A 16547-nucleotide genomic window follows, 5' to 3' on the forward strand; every position below is an offset into this window, starting at 1 on the left:
GTATTCTCAAATTGGTAGTCTACTGTTTTTATCCAAAGGTCTTCGACAAGTTCAGACGGACAAGTTCAGACGGTCAACTATAGTAATACTGTTGTTTCTAAAAAGATGAAGTGCGATTGTCGTTATATTTAAGAAAGCCCGTGTGATTCGATAATGAAAAGCAAAATCAAGCAAAAACTTTGTAACTTTGGCTGTTCCTAACTTTGAAACTTTATAAAATGAATTACATACTTTTTGATGGACCTGCTCGTAACGCTTTATTGCCTTTTACTTTTACACGCCCCGTGGCGGATATTTTGATTGGGATAGTGACTATTCGTCAAAAATGGGAGATGCATCTGGGTTCTACAACCACCACCTTAACTGAGGAATATCTATCAGATAAGTATCCGATGGTTGAATTAGAGGAAAATGTTATGATCAACGCTTCTTTTTTGCCGACACCTGTTTTGGTTGATATGATTTGTGATTTAGGTGTAAACCAAGCCATATTTAAAGGTGAAGATGTGGTGGCTTTTTATACTACCGAAGATCAAGAAGGAGTCGATTTTGATGATTATGAAATTTTGGAATATGAAGGAGAAGCTATAACAGTTATGAATACTTGGGATATTTTTTCAAAGAATGCTGAGGCAATCCAACAAGATTTTGATTTTATAACCGCTGACAGGGTTTCGCAGTCCATTCCAGTATCGGTAAATGTAATTGCACCCGAAAATATTTTTATTGAAGCAGGTGCTAAGTTGGAGTTTGTTACGCTAAATGCAAGTACAGGTCCTATCTATATTGGTAAAGATGCCGAGATTATGGAAGGTTCTGTAATTAGAGGTCCTTTTGCGTTATGCGATCATGCTGTGGTTAAATTGGCTACCAAAATTTATGGTGCAACGACTGTTGGTCAACATTCGAGAGTAGGGGGAGAGGTTAATAATTCTGTAATCTCGGCTTATTCTAACAAAGGGCACGATGGATTTTTAGGAAATGCAGTTTTAGGTGAATGGTGTAACATTGGTGCAGATAGTAATAATTCGAATCTTAAAAATAATTACGAAGAAGTAAAATTATGGAGTTATGAAAAAGAGGGATTTGCTAAAACGGGATTGCAGTTTTGTGGTTTGATGATGGGAGATCACAGTAAATGTGGTATCAATACGATGTTTAATACCGGAACCGTAATTGGAGTGAGTGCTAATATTTTTGGAAGTGGTTTTCCTCGCAATTTTGTTCCTAGTTTTTCATGGGGAGGAGCTTCGGGCTTTACCACTTACATAACTAAAAAAGCTTTTGAAACCGCTCGAATTGTTATGAGTCGCCGTAATATGGAGTTTGACGAGCAAGAAGCCGCTATTTTAGAGCATGTTTTTGAGGAAACTAAAAAATGGAGAAAGGAATAATTGTTCCCTTTTGTAATAAATATATCGAAACTGCCGCATTGAAATAGTACGGCAGTTTTTTTATGGTGTTGTGTCACTCTCTCGCTATTAGTAAGGCTATTGTTTTTTAAAAGTCTTAAAAAAATAGGTATTGTTCAAAATATCTGGTTTTTACAAATAGTATTTATATTTAAGAGTTTAGCTGTGATGCTTTGTTTTTATTCTGTTTTGTAGTTTTTTCTTTTATTTAGTGCTATTTTTATAAAATAAAATTGGGAAAGATTGCTTTTTGCTGATTTTTTAATAATTATTAATTTAAAATTTATTTATGGAAGAGATCATTGGAGTATTGAATGGTATAGTATGGAGTAATGCTTTAATTGTTTTGTGTTTAGGAACAGGATTGTATTTTTCTATTAGAACACGTTTTTTACAATTGCGTCATATCAAAGAAATGTTCCGATTATTATTTGATGGTAAAAGTTCAGAGTCTGGAGTTTCTTCTTTTCAAGCTTTAGCAATGTCCCTTGCGGGAAGAGTAGGTACAGGAAATATCGCTGGTGTTGCTACAGCAATTGCTTTTGGTGGTCCGGGAGCGATGTTTTGGATGTGGATGGTGGCTTTCTTGGGCGCTAGTACTGCATTTGTAGAGGCAACATTGGCACAAATTTATAAAGAAAAACACCTAGGACAGTTTCGAGGCGGTCCTGCATTTTATATAGAAAGAGGATTAGGAGTAAAATGGTTTGGAATTTTGTTTGCCGTTGTTTCGGTTATTTCAGCAGGATTACTATTGCCAGGAGTACAAGCGAATTCAGTAGCTGACGGAATTCAGAATGCTTTTCAATTGGATACTTGGGTTTCGGGTCTGATTGTAGCAGCTATTTTTGGAGCTATCGTTTTTGGTGGTGTAAAACGTATTGCTAAATTCACTGAATTCATAGTTCCTATAATGGCGATAGGATACATTTTGATTGTCTTGGTTATTATTGCAATCGATTTTGATCAACTGCCTGGAGTTGTAGCCTTGGTATTTAAAAGTGCTTTTAATATGGAAGCTGGTTTTGGAGCCGTATTTGGTTTAGCAATTCAATGGGGTGTTAAAAGAGGAATATATTCTAACGAAGCGGGTCAGGGAACTGCTCCACACATTGCAGCTGCTGCTAATGTTTCGCATCCTACCAAGCAAGGATTGGTACAATCTTTTTCGGTTTATATAGATACCTTATTAGTATGTTCTGCTACTGGTTTTATGTTGTTAATTACAGGAAAATACAATGTGCAAAATCCCGCTTTTGGTTCTAATGGAGTTTCGGAGTTTTTGTACAATGGTGCTGAGAATGTTTCTGTAGGACCTGGGTTTACGCAATCTGCTATGGATAGTGTTTTGCCTGGTTTTGGTTCTTACTTTGTTGCAATAGCGCTATTCTTTTTTGCCTTCACCACTATTTTGGCGTATTACTATATAGCTGAGACTAATATTTCATATCTAACTAGAAACTTTAGTTCGCCTATTTATAACCATGTTTTAAAAGTGGTTATGATGCTTGTTATTATGTATGGTTCTATCAATCAAGCTAAATTAGCTTGGGATATTGGTGATTTAGGAGTAGGTTTGATGGCTTGGTTTAATATTATTGCCATTATATTGCTGCAAAAACCGGCTTTATTAGCCTTAAAAGATTACGAGAAGCAAAAGAAAGCGGGAAAAGATCCTGTCTTTAATCCATTGGACATAGGAGTAGAAAATGCTCATATTTGGAATTCGATCAATAAGCACCCAGAGTAATTGGTGATTTATAATTGATAGAGCTTCTAGAAACTAGTGATTGGACTCGTTTCTAGAAGCTTTTTTTTATGTCAAAAAACTAGTTATTTACGCTATCTTTGCATTTTTTTAAATACCTCGGTTTAGTTTCAATTAAAGGCCGAATCTTCAAATTCACATTATAATGATTACAGTTAACGATATTTCAGTAAATTTTGGTGGCACAACGCTTTTTAGCGATCTTTCTTTTGCAATAAATGAAAATGATAAAATTGCCTTAATGGGAAAAAATGGTGCCGGAAAATCGACACTATTAAAAATCATTGCGGGTCAATCTAAGCCTTCAACCGGAAGTGTATCTGCGCCTAAGGAAGCCGTAGTAGCTTATTTGCCACAACACTTGCTTACCACCGACGGTGCAACTGTAATGGAGGAAACTTCAAAAGCATTTGGCGAAATTTTAGGTATGAAAGCGGAGATTGATGAAATTAATGAGCAATTAACAATTCGTACAGATTACGAAAGTGATGCTTATATGAAGTTAATCGAAAGAGTATCCGATTTAAGTGAGAAGTACTACGCAATCGAAGAGGTTAATTACGAGGCTGAAGTAGAAAAGATATTGACTGGTCTTGGTTTCGAAAGAGAAGATTTTACACGCCAAACTTCGGAGTTTTCAGGAGGATGGAGAATGCGTATCGAATTAGCTAAAATTCTTTTACAAAAACCAGACTTGATTTTGCTTGATGAGCCAACGAACCACATGGATATCGAAAGTATTCAATGGTTAGAGGAGTTTTTGATCAATGAAGCAAAAGCAGTGGTAGTTATTTCGCACGATAGAGCGTTTGTAGATAATATTACTAATCGTACCATTGAGGTTACAATGGGACGTATTTACGATTATAAAGCGAAATACTCTCACTACCTAGAATTGCGTAAAGACCGCCGCGTACATCAGCAAAAAGCATACGATGAGCAACAGCGCATGATTGCTGACAATAGAACCTTTATTGATCGATTTAAAGGGACATTCTCTAAAACGGATGCGGTACAATCTCGTGTGAAGATGCTTGAAAAACTTGTTATCGTTCAAGTAGATGAGGTGGATAACTCGGCATTGAAATTGAAATTCCCTGCTGCAGCACGTTCAGGACAATATCCTGTTATTGTAAAAGAATTGGATAAGGCTTACGGTGATCATGTAGTTTTTAAAAACGCAAATATCGTTATTGAAAGAGGCGAGAAGGTAGCTTTTGTGGGTAAAAATGGAGAAGGTAAATCGACCATGATCAAAGCAATTATGAAAGAATTGGAAATTGATGGTGGTGTTTTAGAAATTGGTCACAATGCTCAAATTGGGTATTTTGCTCAAAATCAAGCCTCTTTATTGGATGAAAACGCGACAATCTTCGAAACTATCGATGATATTGCTGTAGGTGATGTACGAACGCAAATTAAAAACATCCTAGGTGCTTTTATGTTTCATGGTGATGATATTACTAAAAAAGTGAAAGTGCTTTCAGGAGGAGAAAAAACGCGTTTGGCAATGATAAAATTGTTGCTAGAACCCGTAAATCTTTTAATACTGGATGAGCCTTCGAATCACTTGGACATGAAGACTAAAGATATCATTAAAGACGCTCTAAGAGATTTTGATGGAACGCTAATATTAGTGTCACACGATAGGGATTTCTTAGATGGTTTAGCGACTAAAGTTTTTGAATTTAAAAATAAAAGAGTTATCGAGCACTTTGAGGATATTACTGGCTTCTTAGCTAACAAGAAAATGGAAAGCATGCGAGAAATCGAAAAATAATAGAAATTTTTCAATAAATTAAAAAGAGCATTTGATTTGGTATTAAATGCTCTTTTCTTTTTTATAAGCGAATTCCTGGTGGTAACAGCTCTTTGTAAATTGGATTCTTTTTAAAGAATACTACTATTCTAGGAAGGATTGGGACTACTTTAAGTTTGCGTTCTTCTGCATCTTCCATTATTGCTTTTAGGAAAGCGTCAATGAAAGCATCGTTTGTGAAAGTCTCAGGCGTATTAATTTTGGTTAGAAATATTTTCTTCTCTTGAAAGGAATATTCTATCGAAATAAGTTCCTCTTCAATTGTTGTTTCAAACTGTCGGGCGAATGTGTTGTCTTTGATTTCCATTTTAATTTGGTGCATATGATTTATTTGCTTTCCCATAAAGTTGGATTACTACTAGCTAATTTACTTTATATCTATTGCCTTCTCTGCTGGAACGATACGATCGGTTGCGTTATCGTTTCGTTTTGTTATTTTTCTTTTTTAAAAGCGCAACGCTTCCTTACAAAGGTATCATTTTGATTATCAATATCAAATTGTTTTAGAGTAACATTATGAGCTTGCAATACGACCTTTTGCTGTAAAGCTAGACGGTACCAAAACGGAAGAACATTTGGGTGTAAACACTAAACAATTGTAGTAATAAAAAAACCGCAGTGCAATTTAATTGCTAATATCTATTTGATAGTGAGCTAAGATGTAATAAAAGAATTATTTTTACACAAAATTGCTGCAAAAAGTTCCACTAAAGCCCGAAAAGAGCGAAAGATTATGAATAAAATCCATGTTTATTTTATGCCCGGTTTAGCGGCAAGTTCAGCTATATTTGAGAGAATTGAACTTTCAAAAGAAGTATTTGAAATGCATTTACTGGAATGGGAGATTCCGTTACCCAAAGAATCTCTAACGGAGTATGCAAAAAGGATTGCGGACAAAATTACCCATGAAATGCCAGTTTTGGTGGGGGTTTCCTTTGGTGGTATTTTAGTCCAAGAAATGGCTAAGCATATTAAAGCAAGAAAGGTGATTATTATTTCTAGTGTGCGGTCGAATTCAGAGTTTCCTCGTAGGCTAAAAATTGCTAAAACCACCAAGGCGTATAAATTAATCCCAATGAGTTTGATTCTTAACATTGAGAATTTGGCGAAATTTTCTTTTGGCGAAAAAATTAATCAACGAATTAAGTTATATGAAAAGTTCTTATCGGTACGCGATATAGGCTATCTGGAGTGGGCTGTCGAAAAGGTGGTACTATGGGATCGAGAAGTAATTGACGAAAGTGTTGTTCATATTCACGGCGATTTAGACGATGTTTTTCCGATTAAATATATCGCTAATTGTACGATTGTAAAAGGAGGTACGCACATTATGATTTTAAGTAAATACAAATGGTTAAATGAAAATTTACCCGATATTATTCTGAGTTAGGAATAAATAGTGCCCAAGGAGAAGGTGGAGATAAAAATGAAAAAAAGTAAAATGTTAAAAAGTAGATTGGTGGTTGTGGTTGGATTGGTGATTTTTGTGGTTGCATGCCAAAAGGCTGAGCCGGACAAAGCGGTCAAGGTCGAAGTAAAAAAAGAAAAATTAGCAGACTACTTTCCTGCGACTATAAATTTTGCAGGGGAACAAGCTCCATTAGAAGTAGAAGATGTTAAAGAGCGATTTGATCGTGAATTGATCGTAAATAAGAATTATCATTCCTATACGATTTTGGCTTTAAAACGTGCCAACCGATCTTTTCCTGTAATTGAACCAATTCTGAAAAAGAATGGCGTTCCTGATGATTTTAAATATTTAGCGGTTATCGAAAGCGGTTTAGTTAATGTGGTTTCAAAAGCGGGTGCTCGCGGTGTTTGGCAATTCATGCCACAAACAGGACGAGATATGGGACTTGAAGTGAATGATAATGTAGATGAAAGGTACCATTTAGCCAAAGCGACCCAAGCGGCATGTGACTTTTTATTAAATGCTAAAGCTAAGTTTGGTTCTTGGACTTTAGCCGCTGCTTCGTACAATAGAGGGTTAGTAGGAGTGCAAAATTTACTTGATTTTCAAAAAGAAACCAGCTACTACGATTTGTATATGAATGAAGAAACGGGGCGTTATCTCTTTAGGATTATGGCTTTGAAGGAAATAATGAATAATCCTGAAAAATTTGGATTTGAAGTTGCTGCCAAAGATAAATACACTATGATTCCAACTAAAAAGGTGGTGGTAAATCGTTCTATTGCTAATCTTGTAACTTTTGCAAAGGCGCAAGGGATTAACTATAAGACCTTAAAAATATACAATCCTTGGTTAAGGAGTATTCGACTGGAAAACGATTCACGTAAAAAATATATAATCGAAATTCCGTTAAGCGGGTTTTGATCCTTTTTAATAAAAGGAAAGTTAGTAAATAAAAAAAGGGCAAAATGATATCATTTTGCCCTTTTCTAATTATATTTTTTTCATTTGATCTTTCATCATCGTGATCTGTTCTTTCAACATGTTTTGTTTGTCGAGCCTTTTTGCCTCATTTAATAAGGTTGTCGCTTCTAGTTTTCTTCTTCTTGACATGGCAACACCAGCTAGGTTTAATTTAGCTACTGCTAAGTCCATATCCATTGATAAACCTAGTTCAATCGCTTTTTTGAAATATTTCTCAGCTTGGTTGATATTTGTTTGCGAAAGCATGATACCGTGTAGGTAATTAAAATACCCTTGTTGCTTTTTAACTAAGGCTGATTCTGGTTTTTTGATGAAGGACAACCATTTTTTTGCGCCTTCAAAATCTTGTTTTCTTAGTTTTAAGAAAGCTAAAAGGATGAATTCGTTTTTGAAATACAAGAAAATTGGAAAGACAGTTAATAGTAGAAGGAAAATTCCGTTACCAATATTGTTCTCTGTAAATTGCCAAATGCTAACGATTACAATAAGTCCCGCAATAATAAGTTTGATATTTTTGTTTAACATAGTATGTGATTATTTAAGATTGCAAAGATAGTAAAAGGAATTAAAAATATTTTTATAAAACTACTTGCATGAAAAAAAAGTCTTTGTATATTTGCACTCGGTTTTGAGGTAACAGTTATCTCAAAAGTAGATAGTCATATAAACAAGATTTTAAAGATACAAAGCAATGAGCAAAAGAACATTTCAACCATCGAAAAGAAAAAGAAGAAATAAGCACGGATTTATGGACAGAATGGCTTCTGCTAATGGAAGAAAAGTTCTTGCGCGTAGAAGAGCTAAAGGAAGACATAAGTTGACTGTTTCTAGTGAACCAAGACACAAAAAATAATGTTTGAATGAACATATTTAAGGCGTTACTTTTTTTAGTATCGCCTTTTTTTATACCTTGTCGGGACAAAAAAAAGCTAATCTCAACATTTTAAGATTGTTGCACCCAAATTTAGGGTTGGATTTTCTAAATAATTAACTACTTCAACAACACAATAATTACAAAAAAATGCCAAAAGACTTATCCATTAAATCCGTTTTAATTATAGGCTCAGGGCCTATCGTTATTGGTCAAGCATGTGAATTCGATTACGCAGGATCACAATCAGCACGTTCGATACGTGAAGAGGGAATTGAAGTTATTTTGATCAATTCAAATCCTGCTACTATTATGACCGATCCTTCTATGGCCGATCATATTTACCTAAAGCCTTTGACGACAAAATCCATAATCGAAATCTTAAAAGCGCATCCTCAAATTGACGCTGTTTTACCTACAATGGGTGGGCAAACAGCTTTAAACTTGTGTTTGGAAGCAGAAGAAAAAGGGATTTGGGCTGATTTTAATGTAAAAATGATTGGTGTTGATGTAAACGCCATCAATATTACCGAAGATAGAGAGCAATTCAAGCAATTGCTTAAAAAAATAAATGTGCCTTCAGCTCCAGCTGAAATTTGTACTTCTTACCTTAGAGGAAAGGAAATTGCACAAGAATATGGTTTTCCTTTAGTTATTCGTCCTTCATTTACCCTTGGAGGTACTGGAGCGGCGATTGTATACAAAAAGGAAGATTTTGACGAACTGCTTACAAGAGGTTTGGAAGCATCACCTATCCACGAGGTTTTAATTGACAAGGCGTTGATGGGATGGAAAGAGTATGAATTAGAATTGTTACGCGATAAAAATGACAATGTGGTGATCATTTGCTCGATCGAAAATATGGACCCAATGGGTATTCATACGGGAGATTCGATTACAGTGGCGCCAGCAATGACATTATCGGATACTACTTTCCAGAAAATGCGTGATTATGCAATCTTGATGATGAGAAGTATCGGGAACTTTGCAGGAGGTTGTAACGTGCAATTTGCAGTTTCACCTGATGAAAAAGAGGATATTGTGGCAATTGAAATTAATCCACGTGTATCTCGTTCCTCTGCCTTAGCTTCAAAAGCAACCGGGTACCCAATTGCAAAAATAGCATCTAAACTAGCTTTAGGGTACAATTTAGATGAGTTAGAAAACCAAATCACCAAGTCGACTTCGGCTTTATTCGAGCCAACTTTAGACTATGTGATTGTTAAAATTCCGCGTTGGAACTTTGATAAATTTGAAGGCGCTGATAGAACATTAGGACTTCAAATGAAATCCGTAGGTGAAGTGATGGGAATTGGACGCTCGTTCCAAGAAGCGCTTCATAAAGCGACTCAATCTCTTGAAATTAAACGAAATGGTTTGGGCGCTGACGGAAAAGGCTACACCAACTATGAGCAAATTATTGAGAAATTAACCTATGCAAGTTGGGATCGTGTTTTTGTAATTTATGATGCGATCGCTCTAGGAATTCCTTTGAGCCGTATTCACGAAATCACTAAAATCGATATGTGGTTCTTGAAGCAATATGAAGAATTATACACACTGGAGAAAGAAATTTCAAATTTTAAAGTAGATAGTTTACCGAAGGAGCTTTTGCTGGAAGCGAAACAAAAAGGTTTTGCCGATAGACAAATCGCACACATGATGGGCTGTCTTGAAAGCGCGGTACATACCAAGCGTATGGACATGAATATCAACCGTGTTTTTAAACTAGTAGATACTTGTGCAGCCGAATTTAAAGCTAAAACACCTTACTACTATTCGACTTTTGAAGCTGAAATTGAAAAAGCCGACGGAACGCGTTATGTAGATAACGAGAGTGTGGTTACCGATAAAAAGAAAATTATTGTCTTGGGCTCAGGGCCAAATAGAATTGGTCAGGGAATCGAATTTGATTACTCTTGTGTACACGGAGTGCTTGCCGCAAAAGAATGCGGGTACGAAACAATCATGATCAACTGTAATCCTGAAACAGTTTCGACCGACTTTGATACCGCCGATAAATTGTACTTCGAACCGGTTTTCTGGGAACATATTTATGATATCATCCAGCATGAAAAACCGGAAGGTGTTATCGTGCAGCTAGGTGGACAAACTGCTCTGAAATTAGCCGAGAAATTATCGAAATACGGTGTAAAAATCATTGGTACTAGTTTTGATGCACTGGATTTAGCCGAAGACAGAGGACGTTTTTCTGATTTATTAACCGAGTTAGAAATTCCATTTCCACAATTCGGAATTGCTGAAACAGCTGATGAAGCAGCAGCCCTTGCAGATACCTTAGACTTTCCGTTATTGATTCGTCCTTCTTATGTATTGGGAGGTCAAGGAATGAAAATTGTAATCAACAAACAAGAGTTAGAAGAGCATGTTGTAAACTTGCTAAAAACGATTCCTGGAAATAAATTACTGTTAGATCATTATCTTGATGGAGCAATTGAGGCGGAAGCCGATGCCATTTGCGATGGTGAAAACGTATACATTATCGGAATTATGGAACATATCGAACCATGCGGAGTGCACTCTGGAGACAGTAACGCTACTTTGCCACCGTTTAATCTAGGTGAGTTCGTGATGCAACAAATAAAAGACCATACTAAGAAAATAGCTTTGGGATTAAAAACAGTAGGTTTAATCAATATCCAGTTTGCTATCAAAGATGATACAGTTTATATTATTGAGGCCAACCCAAGAGCCTCTCGTACGGTTCCATTTATTGCGAAAGCCTACGGAGAACCTTATGTAAATTATGCGACTAAAGTAATGTTAGGGCACAATAAAGTAACCGACTTTACGTTTAACCCACAATTGAAAGGATTTGCCATCAAGCAACCGGTTTTCTCTTTTAGTAAGTTCCATAATGTAAACAAAGCATTAGGTCCAGAGATGAAATCAACCGGAGAAAGTATCTTGTTTATTGATGACTTAAAAGACGATCAATTCTACGAATTGTACTCTAGAAGAAAAATGTACTTAAGTAAATAACGATTCATTTACTATCATAAAAAGCCCCATTCGGGGCTTTTTTAGTTTTATTTATTCTGTTAGGACGGTAAATTATATCCTTAAATGCAGTGTTAGTTTGTTATTTAGTAGATTTCGCAACCTATAGGCGATCCTGGAGGAGCCGTTTCGTGTAAAGTGGCTTTGGCTTTCTCGGGTGCTTTAATTCGCTCGAGTGTTAGCAGTAAGTAGCCTTTTCGAGCTTCCTCTTTGGTCCTTTTAAGTTGGGTTGTCGCATTTTTTTTGATGTCGTCAATTGCTTTTAATAGCGCAGCTTTTGTAGCAAATGAAGCGTCGTCATTTACCGAGACCGCAAGTAAATAGGTAAGTAACATTTGCTCGTTTTGCTGTTGGATTAATCCTTCTAGACCAGCTGCTTTTTTCTGATTCCAAAGTTTGGAGGTTAGCACTTCAATAAAGGCATCAATTCCTAGTCCGTTGTTTTCAACTTGATACTCCACTAATCTATTCAATCGTTTTGTATTGAATAAAAACGATAGTGGAATATCGCTAGCGGCTTCAGCGGCTGCCAATGGATCAAAAGCTAAGCCTGTTTTTCGATTGAATAGTTCATTAGTATACTCGTAGTTTGCTGGACGAGGCGGAATCAAACTAAGTATCCTTTGCGGCAGTGCTAATGCTTTAGGATCCATACAGTTTAGTACAGCATCCAATGCTTTTAGTTGTTCCTCCTTGGAAACAGCTTTTGTTATTACCTGTCCATCTCCTTTGATCGCGTACGAATAGTATTGTCCTCCAATAACTTTTGTGGCAGCTTCAACTTGATAGCGGTGAAATAGATAAACAGGAACTAACACGTCTTCAAGTAGCGCCATTGGAGTACCCTTGCTGATGCTGTTTATTCCAAATTTTGACAAGGCTTTTGCTCGAACTTTCATAACTCTATTTAGCTCTGCAACGGCATCATTACCGGTATCCCACAAGTGAGCATTTGGATGTAAACTGCCTGGATCGCGAGCATCTCTATCTGAAATAAACGTTAATCCTTTTGCAGCAGCATCAGTAAGAATTTGGTTTAAGGCAACGGCTTCGTTACTGCCTTTTGGAAATTGTTGGTAACCGTATTGGATACTAACTTTATCCCAATCTCCAATTTCGTTAGTGTAAGCATTTGATAGGTCAATCTCGTCGTTACTATTGATAGTTACTAAGGGCGGCGGATAATCCATAACACTAGCTCTGTTTTGCGTACTAGAAATGTAGTTGTGCATAATTCCTAAAGTATGTCCAATCTCGTGAGCCGCTAATTGCTTTAAGCGTTGTAGTGCCATTTGCGCCATCTTATTATCTGCGGTTACATTCTCATTCTCAAAAGGCGAAAGTAAACCTTGTGCAATTAGATAATCTTGTCGAACACGCAACGAACCTAAGCTGACATTGCCTTTCAGGATTTCTCCAGTTCGAGGGTCAACAACGGAGTAGCCATAACTCCAGCCTCTAGTAGATCGATGTACCCAATTAATCATGTTATAGCGTAGGTCCATTGGGTCAGCATCTTCGGGTAGTATTTTTACTTGAAAGGCATTAGTATATCCAGCGGATTCAAAAGCTTGATTCCACCAGCTAGCACCTTCAAGTAAGGCAGATCGTATCGGTTCGGGAACGCCATTATCTAAATAGTAAATTATTGGTTTTACGGCTTCACTTTGCTGCGCTGCTGGTTCTTTTTTCTGTAAACGATGGCGAATGATAAAGTTTTTTTGGAGTGGTTCTCCAATGGGAGTGCTGTAATCATAGTAGGAATTAGTGATATAGGGAGATCGCGCATCGTACAAACGAGTTTCGAACTTGTCATCGGGCAATTGCACAAAGGAATGATGAATACGTACACTGATCGCATCACTATTTGGAGCTACTTCATTTACAAATCGGCCTGATTTACCACTTTTATTTACAAAAGTTAGTGTAGTTTCGAATTCCGAATTTAAAGGAAAGTTTTTCGTGCGCTCTAGATATAAGGCAGTTCGGCTGTCATCAATCGAGTAACTTCCTTGATTGTTACTTTGTAAAATGGCACTTATTTTTAAAGCATCCTGCATCAGGAAGGAGGTAATATCTACAAGTACACTGCCTTTAGTCTCTGCAGCAACGCTAAATCCCCAGATGGTTGATTGCGCAAAGGATTGTTCAACTGCTCTTTTTTCAGCGACATCATTAGTAATCGCACGGAAGGAATAGTTGGGTTGTATCATTAATATTTTGTTACCAACTCGATTGAATTTCACGATAGCTGTAGAGCCAATTTTACCTCGGTCAAGTCCAATGTCGTTGGATCCTAAGCCAGCGGGTAAGGAGGTTTGGTATAAGAATTCTTTATCAAACTCATCAATTTGAAGCCATATTTTACCGGTCGATTCTTCCCTGTAAAAAAGTTTATAGCCATTGTAAGCGGTCATGTTCTTAGTTTTTTCTGCAATTGAAGTTGTTTGTGCTCTAACAAAAGTGGGTAGAAAAAGGAGCAGTACTAGCAACCGAAGTAAATGATGTTTCATTGTGGTTTGTTTATAGATGGTTCAAAAGTATTCGTTTAGTTGTGGATTAGATTCCATCAGAAATTGATTTCTTGATGGTTTGTGAATTTATCCTTTCAAATATAATTAAAATCTTGCTTATTTTTTGAGAAGGATTTGCAGTGGGGTATTTTCTAAATGCCTAGTCGTGGCCTACTATTTTTACTGTTTTACCAAAAGAAATTGAAAGCGTGACATTTTGAAGGAGTATATTTTAAGTGTATATAATTGGTTAACCAATTATATTTTTTATATTAGCCAGGTACGAAATTAAATTAAAATGATAAAAAATAGTATTAGTATTTTGTTCGTGGCTTTGTTTCTGTGTTTTTGTGCAGCAGCTCAAGCACAAGTTGTTGTATGGAACATGAATACGCTTCAAAAGGCAAAGGAAACTCCATCTGCAGCATCTTTAATGAGAACAGCTGCGGCCAATAAAATGCTGTCGAAACGCATTGTCACTGTAATGGATAAGCAAATGACGCCTTCCAGTGGAGACAAGCACGATTATATGAGTATGGGCCGTTATTGGTGGCCTGACCCAACCAAGAGTGATGGCTTACCCTATATCAGGAAAGATGGACAGTCCAATCCTGAAATCGAAAAACTAGACCGCATACCGTTGAGTAATTTTGCCAAAAGTGTCGAGACTTTAGCAGTAGCTTTTTACTTAACAGCTGATGAGAAATATGCCCAAAAAGCAGTAGATAATTTGAGAATTTGGTTTATCAACCCTGAGACTAAGATGAATCCCAATATGAATTACGGACAAACGATTCCTGGTATTCGTGAGGGATTGGGTCGAGGAGAAGGTGTATTAGATACCTATTCGTTTCTAGAAATGTTAGACGGACTAGAATTACTAAAGGGCTCAAAGGCATTTCATGAAAATGATCAAAAAGCAATTAAAGAATGGTTTGTGACCTATGTAAATTGGTTACAGACTTCATCTGTAGCTTCTGAAGAACAGTTAGCCAAAAACAATCATGGTACTGCATTTGATGTTCAATTAGCACGCTACGCTATTTTTATAGGGAATCATGAACTCGCTAAAAAAGTAGTAGATCAATTTGCTTCTAACAGATTATTTACGCAAATCATGCCAAATGGTGCTCAACCGCTGGAACTAGAACGAACTACAGCTTTTGGATATTCGGTTTTTAATCTAACGCATTTTTTAGATATGGCACAAATAGCCAAGGTCGTACAAGTCGATTTACTTCATGCTGAATCAGCAGATGGACGAAGTATACTCAAAGCAATTGATTTTTTGTCACCGTTTATAGGTACAGCAGTAACATCATTCCCTTATCAGCAAATAAAAGAGTGGGATGAAGTACAAGAAAAATTATGCTGGCAACTGTATCGTGTAGATCAAATGCTGGAGAAACCGCTGTATTCAAAGTATTATAAATCTGAATTAGCGAAAGCAAAAACGAGTACAGAAGCGCTTCTCTATTAGTTTTAAAAAGTAAAAAGCCTCGAAATATTCTTTCGAGGCTTTTTTATGAATGATATAGATTACTAGGTTTACAGATTCACTTTTAGCACAGATCCGTCTGCTTTTCTTATAACGAAATCCCTAAGTACTATATCTTTAAAAATAGAAGGTTTGGTGATCAAATCGCATATGGCGTATTGCTCATAATTGACACCATTCAACTCAATAATTTCATCACCACTTTTTGTTTTTTCTTTTAATTTTTCATCCCAGACAACTCCTACTGATAGTTTGTTATTTAGTATTGTTGGCGTAAAAGGTAGTGTTGCTTCACTCAAATCAGTTGTATCATTATAGGCCGAATAATAGAACTTTTTATTTTTATAGTCGAGCGTCCCGATTCCATGTTCTAAAAAATCCATTCCTATTCGGGAGTTTTTATCGCTAGTTGTTGTTGTAATGACATTAATGAATTTCGCATTAGCTATTGTTAATTCAGGAACACGTACTCTGTAGAGGTCATCACTCTTTTTATTTTCGAACATCCCTAAAGAACTAGAACCATTGCCTGTATTTAGTAATTCGATTTCAGTTTTATCTTTAAAAACATCGTAAGCTCGATTAGACAAATCGTAAAAACCTTTCATTCCGGTGTCAAGTAATACTTGTTCTTTTGCAGATTTTTTGCCGTTAAGTCGTATCCATATATAAGGACTACTTTGATTACCTATTAATGTAATCTTGCTACCGTTTTTTTTATTAGTTGTTACTTTAGTTATATCATTAGTAATTCGAATTACTTTCTTGTTAGTATCAATTTGCAGAATCGAGTTTCTTAAAAGATTACTACCAATAAAGCCATCAATTTCAAAACAATCAAAAATTATATTTTTTTCATTAGTATAGGCCAATGCAACTGAATTTTGAAATGTAATTCCGCCAATAGTTAGTTCAGGTAAGGCAACAACATCCATTGATGATTTGGTGTTGTTAGCATCTGTGATAGGAAGTTGTTGGATAACTTTAGCGCTTAAACTATTTTTAAGTTTCAAAGTAATGCAATTTGGCGCGCCAGTATCTAGCATGAACCGATATACGTAGCTTTCAATCGTAACCGGAATTATAATTTTACCATTGACGTATTCAAAAGGAATTTCAGCGTAATAGTTTTGCTCTTTTACAATTCCTTGATTAAGTGTGATTTTTTGTGAAGTACAATTAATCGAAAGCAGTAGTACTGCAAAGCAAATGATATTTTTCTTAACTATTGAGTATAACATTGGAGCGTA

12 protein-coding genes are annotated in these 16547 nt (G+C 36.2%); 8 read left to right on the forward strand and 4 right to left on the reverse strand.

Features of this window, described 5'->3' with window-relative positions; genetic code table 11:
• The first annotated feature begins 218 nt into the window (after positions 1-218).
• The 3 genes from ACZ2G0_RS07695 to ACZ2G0_RS07705 all read left to right on the forward strand — a co-directional run bounded on the left by ACZ2G0_RS07695 (position 219) and on the right by ACZ2G0_RS07705 (position 4960).
• A complete protein-coding gene (locus tag ACZ2G0_RS07695; RefSeq protein ID WP_470309739.1) occupies positions 219-1394 on the forward strand; it encodes a GlmU family protein in 1176 nt (391 codons plus the stop codon).
• Between the two features lie 307 nt (positions 1395-1701).
• Complete coding sequence (locus tag ACZ2G0_RS07700) at positions 1702-3162, forward strand: alanine/glycine:cation symporter family protein (protein WP_470309740.1); 1461 nt, start codon at positions 1702-1704, stop codon at positions 3160-3162.
• A 163-nt stretch (positions 3163-3325) separates the two neighbouring features.
• Entirely contained in the window at positions 3326-4960 is a 1635-nt protein-coding gene (locus ACZ2G0_RS07705) for an ABC-F family ATP-binding cassette domain-containing protein (RefSeq protein WP_470309741.1), read from the forward strand.
• Positions 4961-5021: 61 nt separating this feature from the next.
• On the opposite strand, the gene ACZ2G0_RS07710 is transcribed toward ACZ2G0_RS07705, so the two are convergent.
• Positions 5022-5306 (reverse strand): GNAT family N-acetyltransferase, encoded by a 285-nt coding sequence (locus ACZ2G0_RS07710; protein WP_470309834.1) that lies wholly within the window; start codon positions 5304-5306, stop codon positions 5022-5024.
• A 426-nt stretch (positions 5307-5732) separates the two neighbouring features.
• Here ACZ2G0_RS07710 and ACZ2G0_RS07715 point away from each other — a divergent pair, with 426 nt between their 5' ends.
• Together ACZ2G0_RS07715 and ACZ2G0_RS07720 are read left to right on the forward strand one after the other, a co-directional pair.
• Positions 5733-6389 carry a lipase family protein gene (locus ACZ2G0_RS07715; RefSeq protein ID WP_300288257.1) on the forward strand — a complete coding sequence of 219 codons (657 nt, stop codon included), beginning with the start codon at positions 5733-5735 and terminating at the stop codon, positions 6387-6389.
• Between the two features lie 36 nt (positions 6390-6425).
• Positions 6426-7334 carry a lytic transglycosylase domain-containing protein gene (locus tag ACZ2G0_RS07720; protein WP_470309742.1) on the forward strand — a complete coding sequence of 303 codons (909 nt, stop codon included), beginning with the start codon at positions 6426-6428 and terminating at the stop codon, positions 7332-7334.
• Positions 7335-7403: 69 nt separating this feature from the next.
• Here the strand turns inward: ACZ2G0_RS07720 and ACZ2G0_RS07725 are convergent, their stop codons facing one another.
• Positions 7404-7919 carry a DUF2892 domain-containing protein gene (locus ACZ2G0_RS07725; RefSeq protein WP_470309743.1) on the reverse strand — a complete coding sequence of 172 codons (516 nt, stop codon included), beginning with the start codon at positions 7917-7919 and terminating at the stop codon, positions 7404-7406.
• Positions 7920-8085: 166 nt separating this feature from the next.
• Here ACZ2G0_RS07725 and rpmH point away from each other — a divergent pair, with 166 nt between their 5' ends.
• Positions 8086-8247 (forward strand): 50S ribosomal protein L34, encoded by a 162-nt coding sequence (rpmH, locus tag ACZ2G0_RS07730; RefSeq protein WP_008464848.1) that lies wholly within the window; start codon positions 8086-8088, stop codon positions 8245-8247.
• A gap of 168 nt (positions 8248-8415) precedes the next feature.
• On the forward strand, positions 8416-11268 hold the full coding sequence (gene carB, locus ACZ2G0_RS07735) for a carbamoyl-phosphate synthase large subunit (RefSeq protein WP_470309744.1): 2853 nt from the start codon (positions 8416-8418) through the stop codon (positions 11266-11268).
• Between the two features lie 104 nt (positions 11269-11372).
• On the opposite strand, the gene ACZ2G0_RS07740 is transcribed toward carB, so the two are convergent.
• Entirely contained in the window at positions 11373-13799 is a 2427-nt protein-coding gene (locus ACZ2G0_RS07740) for a zinc-dependent metalloprotease (protein ID WP_470309746.1), read from the reverse strand.
• A gap of 298 nt (positions 13800-14097) precedes the next feature.
• Between ACZ2G0_RS07740 and ACZ2G0_RS07745 the strand changes: the two genes are divergently transcribed.
• On the forward strand, positions 14098-15279 hold the full coding sequence (locus tag ACZ2G0_RS07745; protein ID WP_470309747.1) for an alginate lyase family protein: 1182 nt from the start codon (positions 14098-14100) through the stop codon (positions 15277-15279).
• Between the two features lie 68 nt (positions 15280-15347).
• Here ACZ2G0_RS07745 and ACZ2G0_RS07750 read toward each other — a convergent pair whose 3' ends face one another.
• Positions 15348-16538 (reverse strand): retropepsin-like aspartic protease, encoded by a 1191-nt coding sequence (locus tag ACZ2G0_RS07750; protein ID WP_470309748.1) that lies wholly within the window; start codon positions 16536-16538, stop codon positions 15348-15350.
• Positions 16539-16547: the final 9 nt, after the last annotated feature.

It is taken from the genome of Flavobacterium sp. KKT103, assembly GCF_055640565.1.